The sequence below is a fragment of the Buttiauxella warmboldiae genome (assembly GCF_003818135.1).
GTDB classification, from domain to species: domain Bacteria; phylum Pseudomonadota; class Gammaproteobacteria; order Enterobacterales; family Enterobacteriaceae; genus Buttiauxella; species Buttiauxella warmboldiae.
The window spans coordinates 80,796-98,553 of record NZ_RPOH01000010.1 but is presented as its reverse complement, the minus strand read 5'-3'; the positions used below and the strand labels follow the sequence as shown (position 1 = coordinate 98,553).

The window sequence follows — 17,758 nt, the reverse complement described above, 5'->3', positions numbered from 1 at the left end:
TGGCAGCGCCATTTTGTGATTCCCATCACCCATTGAGAAAGCCTGAATTATCCTGACTTTAATAAAAACTATATTTATCAGCAAATAATAATAATTTACCGAAATCAAAATTCACCAACCCTTTCCTGACGGGAAAGGGTTGGTGAATAAAAGGAAATTTTCATTTATCTCCCCTGCGTTAATGTTAACTACATGTTGCAAATGTGGTTGAGGGGGAAATATGTCATTACCTTTAGAGGGATTACGCGTTATTGAAATGGGCCAGCTGATAGCCGGGCCGATGGCAGGACGCATGCTGGCAGAGTTTGGTGCCGATGTCATCAAAATAGAGCCGCCTGAAAAAGGCGATCCGCTGCGCAAATGGCGCATGCTTCACAATGAAACGTCCGTTTGGTGGGCTGTACAGTCGCGAAACAAACGCTCGGTTACGCTTGATTTACGCCAGCCCGAGGGGCAGGAAGTTGCGTTATCTCTGTTAAAAGAAGCAGACATCCTGATTGAGAACTTTCGCCCTGGCACGCTCGCTAAATGGGGTATGAGTTGGGAAACGCTGCATACCCTCAACCCCGGGCTTATCGTTCTTAGCGTCTCGGGATACGGACAAACAGGCCCTTATCGCGATCGCCCAGGATTTGGGGTGATTGGCGAAGCGATGGGAGGCTTGCGTTTTTTATCTGGCGAACCGGGCCGCACGCCAGTACGGGTAGGCATTTCGATTGGCGATTCTCTGTCTGCCTTACATGGCGTCATTGGTATTCTGCTGGCCTTACGCCACCGCGATCGCAGCGGTAACGGGCAACAGGTTGATGTCGCGCTCTACGAGTCGGTGTTTAATATGATGGAGAGCCTGCTGCCGGAGTATTCCGTCTTCGGTGCCATTCGCCAACCTGCGGGCAGCAGCTTACCAGGTATTGCCCCAACGAATGCCTATCGCTGTAAAGATGGCAAGTACGCCCTGATTGCTGGCAACGGCGACTCTATTTTTTTGCGATTAATGGAAATTATTCATCGTCCCGATCTCGCCGCAGACCCCACTTTTGCGCATAACGATGGGCGAGCAAGACACGCCGGTATGTTAGATGCCGCGATCTCACAATGGGCTGAGAAATTCACGTTGACGGAGGTACTCGCTTCACTGCACGAAAGGGGAATTCCTGCCGGCAAAATTTATGATGCCAGCGACATTGCCAGCGATCCTCACTATCAGGCACGAGATATGCTGCTCGCCGATACCCTTGATGACGGAACCCCCGTCACGCTACCGGGTATTGTCCCCAAACTGAGCTCAACGCCCGGAAACGTTCGAACCAGAGCGCCACAGCTAGGCGCACACACTGACGAAGTGTTAGCCGAACTGGGCTTTGACGATGCGATACGGCGCGACCTGCGCGGCCGCGGAATTATTTAAGGGGAGTCACATGATGACATCAGCTAAAAAAATCTATATTCAGGAAGTGGCTCCACGCGACGGTTTGCAAAATGAGGCGCAATTTGTCCAAACGGATGACAAAGCGGCATTTATTGATGCCCTAAGCCTGTGCGGATTCGCCAAAATTGAAGCGACATCGTTCACTTCTCCAAAAGCGATTCCAGCATTAAAGGATGCCGAAGAGGTGATGAAACGGATTAAGCGCCAACCCGGTGTGGAATATACCGTATTGGTCCCTAACCTTCGTGGCGCCGAGCGGGCACTGTATTGCGGCATTGATGAGGCCAACCTAGTCATGTCTGCCAGCGAAACTCATAACATGACCAATCTGCGTATGCGTCGCCAGGATTCAGTGCTGCAACTCAGCGAGGTCATTAAGGTTTTTGCCGGAAGCAGAGTGGCGATTAATCTTTCCCTGTCGACTGCCTTTGGTTGCCCGATGGAAGGGCAAGTCGAGAAAAACACCCTATTACGGCTTATTGAAACCTTCGCGCAAAAAGAAGTTCGCGGCATTACGCTGTGCGATACCACCGGCATGGCGTATCCCTCGCAGGTTGAGGAGATCTGCCGCCTGGTACGCAGCCATTTTCCTCAGTTGCAGTTCACATTGCATTTCCATGATACGCGGGGAATGGCGCTCGCCAATACGCTGGCGGCTTTATCAGCTGGAATCGACCGTTTTGATGCCTCATTAGGTGGGCTGGGCGGCTGCCCCTATGCACCGGGTGCCAGTGGTAACGTCAGCACCGAAGATATGGTTCATATGTTGCATCTTATGGGGTATCGCACCGGGGTCGATCTTGACGCCATTATTGGCGTGGCGAAAACGCTTCCGGCCCTCATTGGCCATCATATTCGCTCAAGTGTGACGCGAGCCGGAAAAACCGACGACCTTCATCCTGTCCCTCAATCATTTGAACAAGGATTGGTCAATAAATGCCATGCGATTCAGGAAGCACCTTAATTTTCCCTCTGGAATATTACTGTTTGCCTGAATTCTCACATGATTAATTAAACTACTGAGTACAAGTGCATGAAAATAGTGACTTTAGATGGCGATACCTTACCACAACCATTGAATAAACCCTGCTGGTGTAAAGAGTGGGATTACCGGGGTTCGACCAGCAAAAATGAGGTAGCTGCCGCACTTAACAAGGCTGAAATCGTCATTACCAATAAAGTCGAGCTGCGCGAGAATTTGTTACGAGATCTGCCCGAATTACGGTTTATTTGTGTGGCAGCGACAGGCTTTGACTGCATTGATATCGAGTATTGCCGCAGGCGCGGCATTGTTGTGAGCAACGTGCCGGGCTATTCCGCCAATAGCGTGGCTGAAGGAGTCATCGCCTTTATCTTCGCCCTTCGCCGTCATCTGAAAGATTACCTTCATGCTGCAAACGATGAGTGGCCGGATTCACAACATTTCTGTCTACATCACGCGCCCATTAGTGATGTCAGAGACGCGACCTTAGGCATCGTTGGCCGTGGCGATATTGGCTCTCATGTTGCTCGCCTGGCAAAAGCTATCGGCATGAATGTTGTGTTTGCCGAGCATAAAGGAGCACATGATATACGTTCGGGTTATGCCCCATTTGAAGAGGTGATTTCCCGCAGCGATATTATTACTCTCCACTGTCCTTTAAGTGAAAGCACGCGGGAGATGATTGACATGGCAGCTCTTAAACAAATGAAACCGGGGGCGCTACTGATTAACACCGCGCGCGGCCTGCTGATCAACGAAGCAGATTTGGCGAATGCATTAAGAACGGGGATCATCAGTGGTGCCGCGCTGGATGTACTGGCGACCGAACCGCCCGCGGCTTCTCACCCTCTTCTGGACCCGACGCTGAAAAACCTCCTTGTCACGCCACATATCGCCTGGGCAAGCCACAGCGGCGTCACTAACCTTATTAAAGCCGTGGAATATAACCTGACAGGATATTATTCCGGTCAGATAAAAAATAGAGTCGTTTAAATAACAAAGCTCAGCAATATAGCTGCGCAACCACCCTACATCTTACCTTAATCGATTATTACCCGAGGAAACTCTTATGTCTCCGAGCATCGCAACCTCGAATAAAATCAATAAACCAGCCTGGTATAAGCATTTATACGTTCAGGTTATATTAGCCATCATCATTGGGATTGCCGTCGGCCATTATTTTCCACAAACCGGCGAAGCAATGAAACCATTAGGCGATACTTTTATCAAAGTGATCCGAATGCTGATCGCACCGATTATTTTCTGCACCGTGGTTACCGGTATAGCGAGTATGAAAAGCCTAAAAAGCATTGGTAAAATTGGCGCTAAGTCACTTATTTATTTTGAACTTCTGACCACCATTGCATTAATCATCGGTTTGGTCAGCGTCAATATTATGAAACCCGGCGTAGGAATGCATGTTGACCCCGCCTCACTGGACGCGAGCGCCGTTGCAGGTTATACCCGGTCGGCACATGAACAAAGCGTTAGCGGCTTTTTAACACACATCATTCCTGATACCGTATTCGGTGCATTTACTGACGGGAATATTCTGCAAGTCCTGTTTATTTCGGTGCTGTTTGCCTTCGGTTTGCAACTGTTGGGCGCAACGGGAAAGGCCCTGCTTGCAACCATCGAAATGATCTCCCACGTTTTCTTCCGCATGCTGAAAATCGTTATGTACGTCGCGCCATTAGGGGCCTTTGGCGGCATGGCTTATACCATCGCTAAGTATGGCGTAGCCTCCCTCTCCGCTTATGGCAACCTGCTGATTTGTTACTACGTGACGGGCTTAATCTTTGTCTTTGTCATCCTGAATCTTATCGCCAGAATGGCAGGATTTAGCCTGATGAGCTTTTTGCGTTACATCCGTGAAGAGCTTGCCCTGGTGCTCGGGACATCTTCTTCTGAATCGGCGCTACCGCGTATGATGACCAAGCTTGAAAAACTCGGCTGCGAGAAGTCTGTCGTCGGTTTAGTCATTCCTTCTGGTTACTGCTTTAACCTGGATGGTAGCTGCATCAATATGACGGTACTGGCGATTTTTATCGCTCAGGCGCTTGATATCGACCTGACCTTTCAACACCAGGTCGTTTTACTGCTCATTCTGCTGCTGACCTCTAAAGGTGCGGCCAGCGTCAGCGGCGGAGCCTTTATTACCCTCGCAGCCACGCTGGGTTCCACTAATAGTATCCCTGCCGCTGGCCTGGTGCTGGTGTTGGGTGTTTACCGCTTTATTTCAGAAGGCGGCGCGTTGATTAACGTTATCGGTAATGGCGTGGCAACGCTGGTTATCGCTCGCTGGAACGGTTCTCTCGATATGGAGCAGCTGCATGAAGAACTGAATCGAGGCGTAAAAAAGATGCCGCTGGCAGAAAGCTATGCGATGGCAAAAGCCGTGAATAAATCGCTGCCCAATAAAAATGAGATTGCCTGACCCCGCAAAGAACCAAAAGATCTGGCAGCTCTTTTTTGCTGACTGATTTTTCCCTCATCTGCCCGGTGCACGCATCGGGCAGTTTATTTTCGACAGTGAACAAATAAAAATCATTTAATTCAACATGTTAATATTCACATTCACTCTGGACTACTGCGCCCAATGACTGACATTACTTCGCCACTGTCGATACCCGGATTAACACCTTTGAGCACCTGGTTCTGGCCGTAAAATTTTTGCACCTGATTAATCGGGCTTACGTGTTAACCGATTGTGCCGACCACCGCCAGGCCTTCGCAGTCATAACAACAGGTTTGTAGCTCGTTGATTAATCGCCCAACATGGAAACCATCGCAAACGGCATGATGCACCTGGACTGCAAGGGGCATTAACACCTTGTCACCCTGGGGATAATATTTACCAATAGTAAACATCGGGGCGAAGAAGTTGTTGATATTGGCCACGTTGAAATCAAAGCTGGTAAAACTCACCCATGGATTCGCCGACACGAAAAACAGGTTTTCAATAAACTCTTCCCTGGGGAAATAGGCGAGATTATCGCGGTAGCGCGCCACGTCCTCCGAATAGGTTTTCAGAAAATGGTGGAGATCTTCATGGTAGTCGCTCCACAAAGAGGAAAACGTTTCGGTTTGCTTATGGAACAGGGTATAGCTCGGATGAATAACATCCCACGTCACCAGCTCCCCTTCTTTCATCGCCATGCGAAACTCTGCATGCTTGTTCAGCAGCCGGGCGATGAGGTGAATCATGGTTGGGTAAAACTTCCATCCCTGCTTCCTGGCACACTTTAATAACGCCGTAATATCCAGTTGGACTGTCTGGCTAAATGTGCACTGACCAATGGACTGAAATACCTCAAAATGCTCTTTTCTTTGCCAGCGGGATACGTCAACGGTCGTATACCCGGTAATCCTTTTTTCCATTTTTACCCCCTTAGCTCCTGAATAAACTGCCGTGGCTAATCTAGTGATCGGGTGGCCGTTAATCAAGTCGGATTGCTGGATAGCTGTGACTTAAACGGGTACATATGATACTCCTCACATAACCATGCCATTTGTGTTTCTTTTCTGATAATTCAAGCCAACATAGACATTGCGTTGATACCACATGAGCGTAATACTAAAAACATAACGTAGAGAAATGATAACTAAGAGGCCGTGATTTAATCATAAATTAATGGGCGGTGCCTTTTCCGCCCTTTAATTTAGTGCATCACCACTAACCTCATAGGGTATAAACCAGTCAGTTATATGCCTTTCTTTCTGCTTAATTTAATTTTTTCACTAATAATATCGGCGATTACTCGAAGCGAACTGCCAATTTCAATAAGCTGCTCAGAGTTCACTTGCGATTTAATCATAGTTATACTTATAGCGGCTATGGGCTCATTTTTGTAATTAAAAAGCGGTGCTGAAGCGCAAACTATACCGAGATCACACTCCTCAAGATCAAGCGCAAAACCACGTTTAGCTATTACAGATAACTCTTCCCGAAATTTAATTGGGTCAGTAATACTATAAATAGTGCGGGCAGAAAGCCCTTTTGCAATTATTTCGCTTACAATTTCATCTGCAGAATATGCAAGAATAGACTTTCCCAAAGAAGTTGTCGTAATCGGACGTCTAATCCCTATTTGAGAAGAAAGTTGTATACCAGAGCGAGGTTCTACTTTATCAATATATACAACCCACTGTTCATCTCTGATACCCAGATGAGCCGTCTGCCCAATCTTATCAACAAAACGGCGTAATTCTGCTTGTGCAATTTGTCGTATATCTAACTCGCCGAGGCACTGGGCACTCAAGACGAGTAGCCGATGCCCTAATGAATAACAATTGGTCTCTTCATCCTGGCTAACTAAATTAAAGCGCTTTAGCTCACCAAGCAATCGATGAACCGTTGGTCTTGGATGCCCCGTATGCCTGACCAGCTCCATCAATCTGACCTGGCCATTATTTTCACAACCCAGATCACCAATTGCGATGAGAAGTTCAAGAGTTTTATCAGCAGAACTTTGCCGCTTGTCTAATTTCTGAGCTTTTACCTGTTCACCAGGGTTGCTTTTGGATTGCATTTCTTATTCCTCAAACTTAATATCCAGCATACGAACATAACGTCCGCATGTTGGAACAAACCATGAGCGCATACAAAAAAACGGCTACCTTAACAATGAATAGACATGATAACGCGGTTAATAAGTTATCACCTAACTACCTTAAGCAAAAAATAATAGAGGGTCAGCGAGTTGTCGGTACCTGGTTACAAAGTGGAAATTCTACCTTCGCTGAAATGATTGGATTCTCCGCCCTTGATTTTTTCATAATTGATCAAGAGCATGGGCCTGGAGATCTTCAAACTGTAATTGACATGGCGCGAGCCGCTGCTTTTTCAAAAACAACTGCGGTGGTGAGATGTCCCGGGATAGACATTATTTATATTAAACGACTGATTGAAGCTGGGATTGAAGCCATTCTTGTACCGATGGTTGAAACAGCCGATCAGGCTGCTGCAATTGTTGAAGCCTGCCGCTTCCCTCCCCTGGGAAAACGAGGGGATGCCGCTCATGTAACCAGATCTTCCTATTACGGATTTGTACAAGATTATCACCAGCATGCATCAGATAAATTAATGATAATGATCCAAATAGAAACTAAAGAAGGAGTGAACAACGCAGCAGAAATATTAAGTGTGGCTGGTATCGACCTGGTATTTGTTGGGCCTTCAGATCTAGCCGGAAGCATCAATGAATTAGGAAACACCGGAAGTGAGGGGGTAACCCGGTTAATCAATCAGGTTATCAATATAGCTAAAAAATATGATATCCCGTTAGGCACGGTTCCACGCGATACAAAAACCGCCGAGGAGTTATTTGAGGATGGTTTCTCGTTAATTTCTGTTGGAAGTGATGTTGCGTGCTATTTTGATTTTTTACAAAACATTATCAAACAGGAATAATAAATTAAAAACATCGTCTAATTTTAAGGTGTTTATTATGAATCACTCTGCCCAACCTACATCAAGAGTAAGATACCACATTGCTATTTTAATGTTGTTTTCAGTTATTATAAATTATTTAGATCGCACCGTTATGTCTGCCGCAGCCCCTGTCATCCAGAAAGAGCTTGCGCTTTCCGCATCAGAAATGGGCTATATAATGTCGGCATTCTTTTTTACCTATGCTCTTTTTCAAATACCCGCAGGCTTCTTAGCTGATAAATTCGGACAAAGGAAAATTTTAGCCGGCTCGGTATTGTGGTGGTCTATTGCTACAATTTTAACAGGTTTAGCTAAAACCCCCCTCGCATTTATTGCAGCCCGTGGGGTAATGGGAATTGGTGAAGCTGGTGCCTACCCATCAAATGCTGGCGTAACCGCAAAATGGTTTCCAGATAAAGAACGTGGAAAAGTATCTGCTATATTTGATAGCGGTTCTAAATTTGGCACAGCATTTGCCATGCCATTTGTTGTATGGATTATAGCCCGTTGGGGATGGCAGGCTTCTTTCTATATATGCGGTGCCCTGGGCTTTATTTGGACCCTTTGGTGGTTAATGGTATATCATGATCCAGAAAAGCACCCCAGAATAAGCAAAGTCGAGCTAAATTATATTAGAAGCGGCCAGGTTAAAAAAGAAGGCATCGATAATGTACGGCCCATGGCATGGTATAAATTATTTAAATACCGCAACGTCCTTGCGATGTGCGTCGGTTTTTTCATGTTAAATTATGCTGTGTTCTTTTTTATTACCTGGTTCCCATCATATCTTATGAACTCCAGAGGTATGTCTTTAAGTGAAATGGGCTTTGCAGCCATGCTGCCTCCCATATGTGGCATTATTGGTCAATATTTTGGGGGTTGGCTTACTGATTATTTGTATACCAAAACTCAAAAACTGGATATCGCACGCAAAGTCAATCTCGTTGCGGGTATGGGCCTTGCCACCAGCATTGCCTTTGCCGGTCTTGTAGAATCCACACCGATAATGCTTTTATTGTTATGTATCTCATATGCTGGCCTTGCCTGTGCTGGTACTGCTGTATGGACACTCCCTGGCGATATCGCACCAAGAAATATGACATCTGTATTAGGAGGTATGCAGAATGCAATTTCAAACTGTGGTGGTATTTTAGGGCCAATTGTAACCGGTTATATCATCACTATTTCCGGTTCATTTATTCCTGCATTAATCATATCGGGCGTGGCATGTTTTATTGGCGCCATGGTCTATCTGTTTGGACTGAAAGATATTAAACCGATTGAACCCGATGAAAATGCTTCATCGGTACACCAGAGTTTTGTTAAACAATAGTGAGGAGGCTTTATGTTACATTCATGGCGTTGGTTCGGACCAGATGATCCGGTGACTCTTGAAGCAGCCAGACAAGCCGGTGCGACAGATATTGTTACTGCCTTACATCATATTAGTAATGGTGACATCTGGAGTATTGATGAAATTCAACAAAGAAAGAAACTCGTTTCTGAAAAGGGTATGACCTGGAGCGTAGTCGAAAGCGTTCCGCTTCATGAAACAATCAAAACGCGGGAAGGTGAATATCAAAAATACATTGATAACTATAAGCAAACCATAAAAAATCTGGCAGCATGTGGTATCTACACTATTTGCTATAATTTCCTCCCGGTGCTGGATTGGGTAAGAACCGATCTAGACTATTTATTACCTAACGGTGCGAAAGCTTTAAGATTCGACTATACCGCGATAATTGCATTTGATCTTTTCGTACTAAAAAGAGACGGCGCTTATTCTGATTATTCTCCGGAACAAATTGAGGCGGCGAAAGATTACTTCAAGCACTGTTCGCCAGAGCGCATTGATGAGCTGACAAAAATCATTCTTGCCGGTCTTCCAGGGTCTGAGGAGAGCTATACCATTGATGATTTCAGGCAACACCTGAAACGATACGCGAAGATTGGAAAGCAGGAGTATCGGGAAAATCTCAAATACTTTCTGCATCAAATCATCCCCGTTGCCGAGTCTGTTGGCGTAAAAATGGGTATGCATCCCGATGATCCACCTTTTAATATTTTCGGCTTGCATCGTATTTTCAGTAATTTTGATGATATGCAATGGATTTCAGAAATCATTAATAGCACCAGCAATGGATTTACCCTTTGTACGGGGTCCTACGGCGTTAGAAGTGAAAATGATATCGTAAAGGCTATTGATACATTTGGGGACAGAATTCATTTTCTTCATCTCCGCTCAACGAAAAGAGAGGCCTGTCCCATGAATTTTTATGAGGCACCTCACTTAGAGGGCGATATTGATATGGTCAGCATTATTTCTGCCGTCCTCCGGCAGGAAAGTAAGCTTGGATATCAAATCCCTATGCGGCCAGACCACGGGCATCAAATGCTGGATGATTTAACTAAAAAAACCAACCCTGGCTATTCTGCAATTGGCCGATTGAAAGGCCTGGCTGAACTAAGAGGCATAGAATTCACTTTGCATAAAATATCTCATTAAGCACAACATCAGGAGTGAGTGAATATATTATTCGCCTTGCCCCTCACTCCTTTCGATATATAAGTCAAAAAATTCTCATCATTTACTGAAGATACCGAGCGCCCCGAGATCCTGAAAATTAACCCTGGCCGGTATTATTGCAGGTGAAGATCATGTGGAGAATTCTACCTCTGGCACTATCGGCTAAAGTGAGCCCATCCCCTACTCTATTAAACAAGCCAGGGCTGCAAGGCAAGACGCGAGCGCTGCAGGACGGCCAGGCTTGTTGCTGCAGGAACAGGGCTTGACGCGCGTTCGGGATAGCTGTCAGCACGGCGGTGCATACGTAACGGGATTTCAAGACTGCACGGTATTCTGTTTTCCGCTAATGCATCAAACAGCGGCGGATAAGCGAGGTCGCCTTCGCCAATGGCGGGAAAGTAGTACTCGCCATTGCGGACGCTGACGTCTTTAATATGGCAATGCGCGGCGGCTGGAATCATCGCCATCGCTTGTGCAATGGCATCAGCTTCCGGGCGTAGCGACACTATATTGCCCGCATCAATATTAAAAGCGAGTGCCGGGCTGTTAACGGCGGCTAATAAAGCAAACCCCTCTTCGGCTAGTGCGAAGACGTCGTAGCAAGGATCGCCGCCATTCTCAATACAAATAGTGCATTGATGCTCCGCGGCGATATCGGACAAGACCTTCAGCCGCTCGATAATCAGCTGGCGGTCGGCGCTGCGCCCCGGACAGACGGTAAGCCGTTTAGCTCCGATCATCGCCGCGAAGTAAATCCTCTGAGTAAAGGCTTTGATTGCATCATCAACGGCAAGATTCATCGTGGCACCGAGAGTCCTGGTTTCCAGGCGGTGTTTCTCCAGCAGTGAAAGAATATATTCGGCATGGCGCGTACTGAACAACTTAGGGCTCAGGTGGCCGACATACCCCTGGTTATACGCCAGTTCAACGTATTGAAACCCCGCCTGTGCAATCGTTGCAAAGGCCGTGTCGGTATCCAGACCATCAAACATCGCGGTATTAACCCCTATGAGTAGACTCATTGCCTTCCTCCTCTGTTAGCGAGCGGATGATCCACATGACAGATAACGAGGCACGGTCGATAAGATGATGGAAAAGATTTTCCATCTCACTTTAGCCGCATGGATAGTTTCAGGCATGGGATCACCTTTTTGTTGAGTGCGAGTAAATGCTCCCGAAACCAGCCCGACGCGCCAGCGACAAAGCAGCGCTCGCACGCCGGAGTTTATCAGGCGTTATTTAACGCTTGTTCGGTTACCTGTAAGGCCGGTTGACTTCCTTTAGCCATACGAATAGCTAATAGCACCGCTTGTTCAAAGGCCGACGGTATGGCCACATTTTGTCCATACAGGTTATAGGCCGTCCCGTGATTCGCTGTAGCGATCGGGACAGGAAGCCCCCCCTGCACGGTCACGCCACGTTCAAAACCCAGCATTTTTAAGGCGGTAGCAAACTGGTCGTGATACATCGAAACGACGGCATCCAGCTTCTCGCTTTGCATCGCCTTCCAGGTCGTGTCCGCAGGATAAGGGCCAAAAACGGCGATCCCCTGCTGGCGAGCCTTCTCCATGGCAGGGCAAATAATGGTCTGCTCTTCGTCACCAAAGAGTCCATTCTCTCCTCCATGTGGATTAAGCGCCTGCACCGCAATTCGGGGAGTGGCAAATCCGGCCTGGCGCAGGGTATTGTTCATCAGGATAATGGTATCCAGCACGCCGTCGATGGAGAGGTTGCTCACAATATCGCGGAAGGGAATGTGCGAGGTCGCACGCCCTGCCCAGAGATCGTCAACAACATTGACTTCACAGCAAAATGACGTCCAGTTCAACTGCGCGGCGAACCAGTGCAGTTCATCTCTGAACGTTAAGCCCCCCATATGCATGGCTTGTTTGTTTAATGGCGCAAAGCAAATGGAGTGCGCAAAACCGGACTGCGTCAGCTCCAGCGCTTTTTTAAGCGTTTCCAGAATATAAACGCCGCTTTGCTCCGTCGCTTTCCCATACTCAAACGGCGCAGGATGGCTACAACGATGATGCATCAAGAGCGCCTCACCGACGGTGAGATCCGACTTCGTTGGCGCGGTGACTTCGCGCCACGGGAATTCACAACCGGCAATCGCCATTCCTTTTTTCATTTCGTCACGATCGGCGATGATGATGAAATGTGCCTGCTGAAGTAATGATTTATCAGACAGCACCTTGGCTACCAGTTCGGGACCTACGCCGGCAGGGTCACCGAGTACCATAGCGATGACAGGTAGAGACATAATATTTCCTCAATTTGCAGACGTTACGGATGACTTATCGTGTAAGTGCGCGTTGGTATTGCGCTTTAATTCCTGTAATGGGATGTCCGGACGCATAAAGAAAGTCAGGATGATGCCCACCATCAACAGGATCACAGAACCATAGAATGGCAAACTCCAGTCGCCGGTTTTGTCGATAATGATGCCGAACAGAATCGGGGAAATGATACCGGCAACGGCTGAACCGGCATTCATCAGGCCGCTGGCAATGCCAACATGTTTGGGCGTGATATCCATAGGCACCGCCCAAATAGGACCGATAGTTAATTCAAGGCAAAAAAACGCGACGGCCAGACATAGCGTAACAACGGTCATTGAGGATGAAAGAATAACCGGGATCAGCAATAGCAGAGCGCTAAGAAAACTAAATATAATGACATTGCGACGAGCCGCAACAACGTTTCCGCTACGCTTGTAAATATAATCACTCAGAATGCCGCCTACGGTATTTCCCACCACACCGGAAAGAAATACGCCGGAAGTAAATAAGGCTGATGCTTTAATATCCATACCACGGCCATTCATGAAAAAGGTCGGGAGCCAGGTAAAAAACAGCCAGCCTGTCCAGCCATAGCAAAAATATACGCCCATAGTGGGCCCCATACGTTTTAACAGCGCCCCCCATGGAGTCGGTTCTTTAACCTTTTCCGTTATTTGAGGATCGGCTTGCGGGTATTGCGCTAATTCTTCTTTGCTTAATTGCGAAAACTGATGTGGCGAATCGCGAAACCACGCGATCCACATCATCAGCCAGACGGCGGTTAGCACGCCAAGCGCGACAAATGAAAAGCGCCAGGAGTGGGCCAGTACCAGAATAGCGACCAACGAGGGAGTGACGGCATTACCAAAACGAGAGAATGAATGCGTCAGCCCCTGAACGAATCCGCGTTTTTCCTTTTTAAACCAGAAGCTAATGGCGCGTGCTTGTGATGGCAGTGCTGCACCTTCGCCAATACCCAATAAAAGCCGGCTAAGGAATAATGAGGCGAAGCCACCGACAAAGCCGGTACAAACGGTCGCGACGACCCAAATACTACCGCAGATAATAATGGTACGTTTGGCACCGAAGCGGTCACAAAACCAGCCTCCGATAATCTGGAAAACCAGGTAGGTATAAGCAAATGCTGAGAAGATAACGCCCAGTTCGGTATTATCGAGGCCGATATCCTCTTTAATCAACGCAGCTGAAGCGGATAGGTTAACCCTGTCCACATACATCAGAAAAGAAAGAGCACAAAATAACGCAAGGATCTGCGTGCTTTTATTTTTCATCACGTTCATGAGTCTATCCTGCAATATTATTATTGCGATCTCTCACTACACTTCGTCAGCCAGACTGAAGTGAAACTCGCGATTGTTATTTATCAAATAACGCTCCGTGTTCATTTGATTGTAGAGGGCCGTACTTTTCTCTTTCTTACTAAACGAGGGTGAACGGCATTATCTGGCACAGAACAATTCTTTCGCTTTTGCGACAACATTCTCAACGGTGAAGCCAAACTCTTCAAACAGCTGCTCAACAGGAGCCGACTCGCCGAAGGTGGCGCCTATTTGTACCAGTAGCCAGCGATGCTGGCTTCGATGGCACCACGCGCCGCCACGGCTTTCGGCAGTACGCATTACGGGCAAACTCCACGAACATCAGGAAGGCCGTGACCGTTAGACAGCACGAAATGGTCGCGGTCAGCCCACGCTGGGTTGTTCGGGTTATGGTTCAGGAAATCGCGCCACAGGACTTCGGCAATGTCGGCCATCCTCATAGGGGCGCCCGGGTGACCGGATTTGGCTTTTTGTACTGCGTCCATTGCAAGCGCGCGCAGGGTATTACTTAATGTTTTACGCGGTAGCATTGGCAGCCTCCCTGTTGCGTAACATCTCCACAAGCATCGCCTCAAGCTTTTCCTGATCCCTGGCAAACAGGCGAATCCCCTCCGCCAGCTTATCAACGGCCATGGGGTCCTGGTGGTGCTGCCAGTAAAATTCGGACTCCGTCAGAGGCTGCGGGCGGTTCTCCACGCTGTTACCCGGTTCCAGACGGCGCACGACGGTGCCCTGCTGTTCGCTAAGCTCTTTGAGTAAAGGCGGGGAAATGGTCAGCCGGTCACAGCCTGCTAATGCCAGCACTTGTTCAACCCGGCGGAAGCTGGCCCCCATGATAACGGTGGGATAGCGATGCGTTTTGTAATAAAAGTAGATTTTGCGAACCGATGCGACGCCAGGATCGCTGTCAACATCCTCGTTGCGCTGGGGGTTATGAGCCTGATACCAGTCATCAATACGGCCGACAAAAGGTGAAATCAAAAACACCCCGGCCTCAGCGCACGCCCGAGCCTGAGCAAATGAAAAAAGCAGCGTCAGGTTACAGTTGATGCCCTCTTTTTCAAGGACTTCTGCGGCTTTAATCCCCTGCCAGGTTGCCGCAAGTTTGATAAGAATACGTGATTTATCGATACCCTGTTGCTGATAGAGCCGTATCAGCTTGCGCGCTTTTGCCACGCAGAGCCCGCGATCGAAAGAGAGCCTGGCATCCACTTCGGTTGAGACACGCCCGGGGACTTTCTTTAATAGTTCAACGCCGATATTGACTGCCAGCTTATCACCTGCATTACTCAGGCAGGCTTCCTGCGAGCCCCCCTGCCTGAGTGCATATTGCAGCGCATCGTCAATTAATGGCTGATATTGAGGAAGGGCTGCCGCTTTTAAAATTAAAGAAGGATTAGTGGTGGCATCTTGCGGTTTGAAATGCGCAATGGCCTCAATATCCCCGCTGTCCGCCACCACCGTGGTGAACTGTTTTAGCTGCTCCAGTTGGTTCATGATGTTGCTCCTCCTTACCCTGCAACAGGGTGCGAATGCCCCCTCCGGCCTTATACCGGACGGGGTAACTTTTCGTAGTAGCTGATTTTTTCAACTTTGGGTGCCGAACGCCCCCCTTCGAACTCCGCCGCCAGCCAGACATCAATGATATTTTTTGCCAGCTCCGGCCCAATGACACGAGCGCCCATAGTCATCACCTGAGCATCATTACTCTTGCGAGCGCGTTCTGCGGAATAGGTATCGTGACACTGTGCGGCCCGCACGCCCGGCACTTTATTGGCCACAATCGCCATGCCAATCCCCGTACCGCATAGCAAAATACCGCGCGAATACTGCCCCTCGCTGATGGCCGTTGCCAGGTTGTAAGCGATATCCGGGTAAATCAGAGCGTTGTTTTCTCCATCATGGCTGTAGTCGATAACTTCAATTCCTTTGCCTTGCAGGTACGCTTTAACCATGTTTTTCATTTCAGTGGCCGCGTCATCAGCGCCAATCGCAATTGTTAACATATCGCTTATCTCTCTCGTATCAACCGCATCAAAAACCGCTCATATGAACAACAAGAAATCATATGATCAATCTATTCCGTGCGAAAAATGTAAGATCAATTGAGCATAAGTTCAACTATATTTCATGTGAACAGGCGCACACTCCGGTAAATATGCGCAAAAATTGCTCTTATATGCAATAAACTTCCTGTTATGGGCAATTTGAAGGCAATCACATTTTCATCATCTGCTCATATGCTCCTATCTTATGAGCTGATAATGTTCATTTGTCATGTAATGAGTTTGTAAACAAAAATCTGGTTAACCTAAAGCAGTCGACACGGGTTATGCCGTACTCAGCCCTTTTCCCCGCAGGTAATTTATTTACCTGGAAGGAGTGAAACAGTGAATCCGAACCATGAAGCGAGCGCCGTTGAGCGGTCAGCGATTCGTAAAATCTGTCTTCGTCTGGTGCCCTTTGTGGCGCTGATGTTCTTCATTAACTTCCTTGACCGCACGGCTATCTCTTTCGCCGGACCGAACGGCATGACGGAAGAGCTTGGGCTACATGTAGTGCAATTCGGCCTGGCTTCCGGGATCTTTTTTATTGGGTATATCCTGCTGGAAGTGCCCAGCAATCTGGCTTTGCATCGCTATGGCGCACGCCGCTGGCTGGCGCGCATCATGGTGTCATGGGGAATTGTGTCGCTGCTGTTCACCTGGGTGAGTAACGTCGAAGGCTTATATATCCTGCGCCTGTTGCTGGGTATCGCCGAGGCCGGTTTCTTCCCGGGCGCCATCTTCTTTCTGAGCGCATGGGTTCCCGGGCGTTACCGCAGTAAAATTCTGTCACTGTTTTATATTGCCCAACCCTTAACCGTGGTGTTTGGCGCCCCTCTTGCCGCATGGTTTATCAATCAGCACGGGTTGTTTGGCCTGTCAGGCTGGCGAGTCATGTTCCTCGGCGTCTCCATTCCGGCCATTGTTGTCGGCCTGATTGCCTGGTTCTATCTGATTGATAAACCAAAAGATGCAAAATGGCTGACGGCTGAAGAAAAAGCCTGGCTAACGGCTGAACTTGAGCATGAAGATGCCCGAAAATCCCATACGGCTAACCATAACCTGGGTGCCGCGCTGGCAAATGGCCGCGTCTGGGTGCTGTGCCTGATTTACTTTGGTTTCATCTATGGGCTCTACGCTCTGGCCTTTTTCTTACCCACCATCATCGGCGGATTCCAGAGCCAGTTTAATGTGACGTTCAGCGTCATGGAGAAAGGGCTGATCACCGGCGCCCCTTACCTGGTCGCAACGGTGGTGATGATCTTCTGGTCACGTGACGTGACGCGCCGTGGCTGTAAGCCGTGGCATATCGCCATCCCGGCGTTAGTCGGCGCCGTGAGCGTCCCTGTAGCCCTGTTTATGGACTCCCCGCTCTCCACAATGCTGGTGATTTCAATCACCGCCAGCGCCATTTTCGCCGCGCTGCCGAATTTCTGGACGCTGCCGACTCAATTCCTCAGCGGTGCCGCAGCGGCCGCGGCCGTGGCCTTAATCAATACATTAGGCAACGTGGCCGGTTTTTCCGCCGGGTACATCACCGGCATCCTGCATGACAAAACGGGTGATTACCTGGTGCCGATGATGGTGGTCGGCGCCTTTATGTTGCTGTCAGCGTTACTGATGCTGTTCCTGAGCCGTTTTTCGCATCCTGGACAACAAACCAACCTATTAAACGGACATGAAGAAAATTTGAAACAAGCAGGAGGGAATTAA

Annotated in this window: 16 protein-coding genes and 2 pseudogenes; 8 read left to right on the top strand and 10 right to left on the bottom strand. The window is 48.2% G+C overall.

From position 1 onward, the window contains the following. The first annotated feature begins 220 nt into the window (after positions 1 to 220). From EHN07_RS03405 to EHN07_RS03390, 4 genes are all read left to right on the top strand, one after another. The gene (locus EHN07_RS03405; protein WP_124022798.1) at positions 221 to 1,408 is read left to right on the top strand and encodes a CaiB/BaiF CoA transferase family protein; all 1,188 of its coding nucleotides are present in this window, start codon (positions 221 to 223) and stop codon (positions 1,406 to 1,408) included. A 10-nt stretch (positions 1,409 to 1,418) separates the two neighbouring features. Further along, on the top strand, positions 1,419 to 2,393 hold the full coding sequence (locus tag EHN07_RS03400) for a hydroxymethylglutaryl-CoA lyase (protein ID WP_124022797.1): 975 nt from the start codon (positions 1,419 to 1,421) through the stop codon (positions 2,391 to 2,393). Between the two features lie 69 nt (positions 2,394 to 2,462). Next, on the top strand, positions 2,463 to 3,404 hold the full coding sequence (locus tag EHN07_RS03395) for a D-2-hydroxyacid dehydrogenase (protein WP_124022796.1): 942 nt from the start codon (positions 2,463 to 2,465) through the stop codon (positions 3,402 to 3,404). 76 nt (positions 3,405 to 3,480) lie between these two features. Continuing rightward, positions 3,481 to 4,848, top strand: a complete 1,368-nt coding sequence (locus EHN07_RS03390) for a dicarboxylate/amino acid:cation symporter (RefSeq protein ID WP_124022795.1) — start codon at positions 3,481 to 3,483, stop codon at positions 4,846 to 4,848. A gap of 152 nt (positions 4,849 to 5,000) precedes the next feature. Here the strand turns inward: EHN07_RS03390 and EHN07_RS20595 are convergent. The 3 genes and pseudogenes from EHN07_RS20595 to EHN07_RS03375 all read right to left on the bottom strand — a co-directional run. After that, a pseudogene (locus EHN07_RS20595) lies at positions 5,001 to 5,099 on the bottom strand (amino acid ABC transporter ATP-binding protein); the annotation flags it as partial. Between the two features lie 12 nt (positions 5,100 to 5,111). Further along, positions 5,112 to 5,792: a type A chloramphenicol O-acetyltransferase gene (gene catA / locus EHN07_RS03380; protein ID WP_124022794.1), complete on the bottom strand. Its 681-nt coding sequence runs from the start codon at positions 5,790 to 5,792 to the stop codon at positions 5,112 to 5,114. Between the two features lie 323 nt (positions 5,793 to 6,115). After that, the gene (locus EHN07_RS03375) at positions 6,116 to 6,943 is read right to left on the bottom strand and encodes an IclR family transcriptional regulator (RefSeq protein ID WP_124022793.1); all 828 of its coding nucleotides are present in this window, start codon (positions 6,941 to 6,943) and stop codon (positions 6,116 to 6,118) included. A gap of 62 nt (positions 6,944 to 7,005) precedes the next feature. Here EHN07_RS03375 and EHN07_RS03370 point away from each other — a divergent pair, with 62 nt between their 5' ends. Genes EHN07_RS03370 through uxuA form a run of 3 tightly spaced genes read left to right on the top strand, consistent with a single transcriptional unit; the run spans position 7,006 to position 10,354 of the window. Beyond that, complete coding sequence (locus EHN07_RS03370) at positions 7,006 to 7,824, top strand: HpcH/HpaI aldolase family protein (RefSeq protein ID WP_167467269.1); 819 nt, start codon at positions 7,006 to 7,008, stop codon at positions 7,822 to 7,824. 37 nt (positions 7,825 to 7,861) lie between these two features. After that, complete coding sequence (locus EHN07_RS03365; protein ID WP_124022791.1) at positions 7,862 to 9,178, top strand: MFS transporter; 1,317 nt, start codon at positions 7,862 to 7,864, stop codon at positions 9,176 to 9,178. Between the two features lie 12 nt (positions 9,179 to 9,190). Next, positions 9,191 to 10,354, top strand: a complete 1,164-nt coding sequence (gene uxuA / locus EHN07_RS03360) for a mannonate dehydratase (RefSeq protein ID WP_124022790.1) — start codon at positions 9,191 to 9,193, stop codon at positions 10,352 to 10,354. Positions 10,355 to 10,563: 209 nt separating this feature from the next. On the opposite strand, the gene EHN07_RS03355 is transcribed toward uxuA, so the two are convergent. From EHN07_RS03355 to rpiB, 7 genes and pseudogenes are all read right to left on the bottom strand, one after another. After that, positions 10,564 to 11,397: a sugar phosphate isomerase/epimerase family protein gene (locus EHN07_RS03355; protein WP_124022789.1), complete on the bottom strand. Its 834-nt coding sequence runs from the start codon at positions 11,395 to 11,397 to the stop codon at positions 10,564 to 10,566. Between the two features lie 206 nt (positions 11,398 to 11,603). After that, positions 11,604 to 12,641 (bottom strand): 4-hydroxythreonine-4-phosphate dehydrogenase PdxA, encoded by a 1,038-nt coding sequence (locus tag EHN07_RS03350; RefSeq protein WP_124022788.1) that lies wholly within the window; start codon positions 12,639 to 12,641, stop codon positions 11,604 to 11,606. Between the two features lie 9 nt (positions 12,642 to 12,650). Continuing rightward, positions 12,651 to 13,961 (bottom strand): MFS transporter, encoded by a 1,311-nt coding sequence (locus EHN07_RS03345; RefSeq protein ID WP_124022787.1) that lies wholly within the window; start codon positions 13,959 to 13,961, stop codon positions 12,651 to 12,653. Between the two features lie 159 nt (positions 13,962 to 14,120). Then, positions 14,121 to 14,300 (bottom strand): hypothetical protein, encoded by a 180-nt coding sequence (locus EHN07_RS20450; RefSeq protein WP_167467266.1) that lies wholly within the window; start codon positions 14,298 to 14,300, stop codon positions 14,121 to 14,123. Between the two features lie 29 nt (positions 14,301 to 14,329). After that, a pseudogene (locus EHN07_RS03340) lies at positions 14,330 to 14,530 on the bottom strand (transketolase); the annotation flags it as partial. After that, positions 14,517 to 15,497, bottom strand: a complete 981-nt coding sequence (gene tal / locus EHN07_RS03335; RefSeq protein WP_124022786.1) for a transaldolase — start codon at positions 15,495 to 15,497, stop codon at positions 14,517 to 14,519. The gene tal and the pseudogene EHN07_RS03340, both read right to left, overlap by 14 nt. A gap of 50 nt (positions 15,498 to 15,547) precedes the next feature. Continuing rightward, positions 15,548 to 16,006 carry a ribose 5-phosphate isomerase B gene (rpiB, locus tag EHN07_RS03330; protein WP_124022785.1) on the bottom strand — a complete coding sequence of 153 codons (459 nt, stop codon included), beginning with the start codon at positions 16,004 to 16,006 and terminating at the stop codon, positions 15,548 to 15,550. A gap of 384 nt (positions 16,007 to 16,390) precedes the next feature. Between rpiB and EHN07_RS03325 the strand changes: the two genes are divergently transcribed. Further along, complete coding sequence (locus tag EHN07_RS03325) at positions 16,391 to 17,758, top strand: MFS transporter (RefSeq protein ID WP_124022784.1); 1,368 nt, start codon at positions 16,391 to 16,393, stop codon at positions 17,756 to 17,758.

Bases quoted from the DNA above. Each gene is read 5' to 3' on its own strand.
- uxuA (WP_124022790.1), top strand. From the start codon at position 9,191: ATGTTACATTCATGGCGTTGGTTCGGACCAGATGATCCGGTGACTCTT.
- EHN07_RS03370 (WP_167467269.1), top strand. From the start codon at position 7,006: ATGAGCGCATACAAAAAAACGGCTACCTTAACAATGAATAGACATGAT.
- EHN07_RS03345 (WP_124022787.1), bottom strand. From the start codon at position 13,961: ATGAACGTGATGAAAAATAAAAGCACGCAGATCCTTGCGTTATTTTGT.
- EHN07_RS20450 (WP_167467266.1), bottom strand. From the start codon at position 14,300: ATGCGTACTGCCGAAAGCCGTGGCGGCGCGTGGTGCCATCGAAGCCAG.
- tal (WP_124022786.1), bottom strand. From the start codon at position 15,497: ATGAACCAACTGGAGCAGCTAAAACAGTTCACCACGGTGGTGGCGGAC.
- catA (WP_124022794.1), bottom strand. From the start codon at position 5,792: ATGGAAAAAAGGATTACCGGGTATACGACCGTTGACGTATCCCGCTGG.
- EHN07_RS03390 (WP_124022795.1), top strand. From the start codon at position 3,481: ATGTCTCCGAGCATCGCAACCTCGAATAAAATCAATAAACCAGCCTGG.
- EHN07_RS03400 (WP_124022797.1), top strand. From the start codon at position 1,419: ATGATGACATCAGCTAAAAAAATCTATATTCAGGAAGTGGCTCCACGC.
- rpiB (WP_124022785.1), bottom strand. From the start codon at position 16,006: ATGTTAACAATTGCGATTGGCGCTGATGACGCGGCCACTGAAATGAAA.
- EHN07_RS03375 (WP_124022793.1), bottom strand. From the start codon at position 6,943: ATGCAATCCAAAAGCAACCCTGGTGAACAGGTAAAAGCTCAGAAATTA.
- EHN07_RS03365 (WP_124022791.1), top strand. From the start codon at position 7,862: ATGAATCACTCTGCCCAACCTACATCAAGAGTAAGATACCACATTGCT.
- EHN07_RS03405 (WP_124022798.1), top strand. From the start codon at position 221: ATGTCATTACCTTTAGAGGGATTACGCGTTATTGAAATGGGCCAGCTG.
- EHN07_RS03350 (WP_124022788.1), bottom strand. From the start codon at position 12,641: ATGTCTCTACCTGTCATCGCTATGGTACTCGGTGACCCTGCCGGCGTA.
- EHN07_RS03395 (WP_124022796.1), top strand. From the start codon at position 2,463: ATGAAAATAGTGACTTTAGATGGCGATACCTTACCACAACCATTGAAT.
- EHN07_RS03355 (WP_124022789.1), bottom strand. From the start codon at position 11,397: ATGAGTCTACTCATAGGGGTTAATACCGCGATGTTTGATGGTCTGGAT.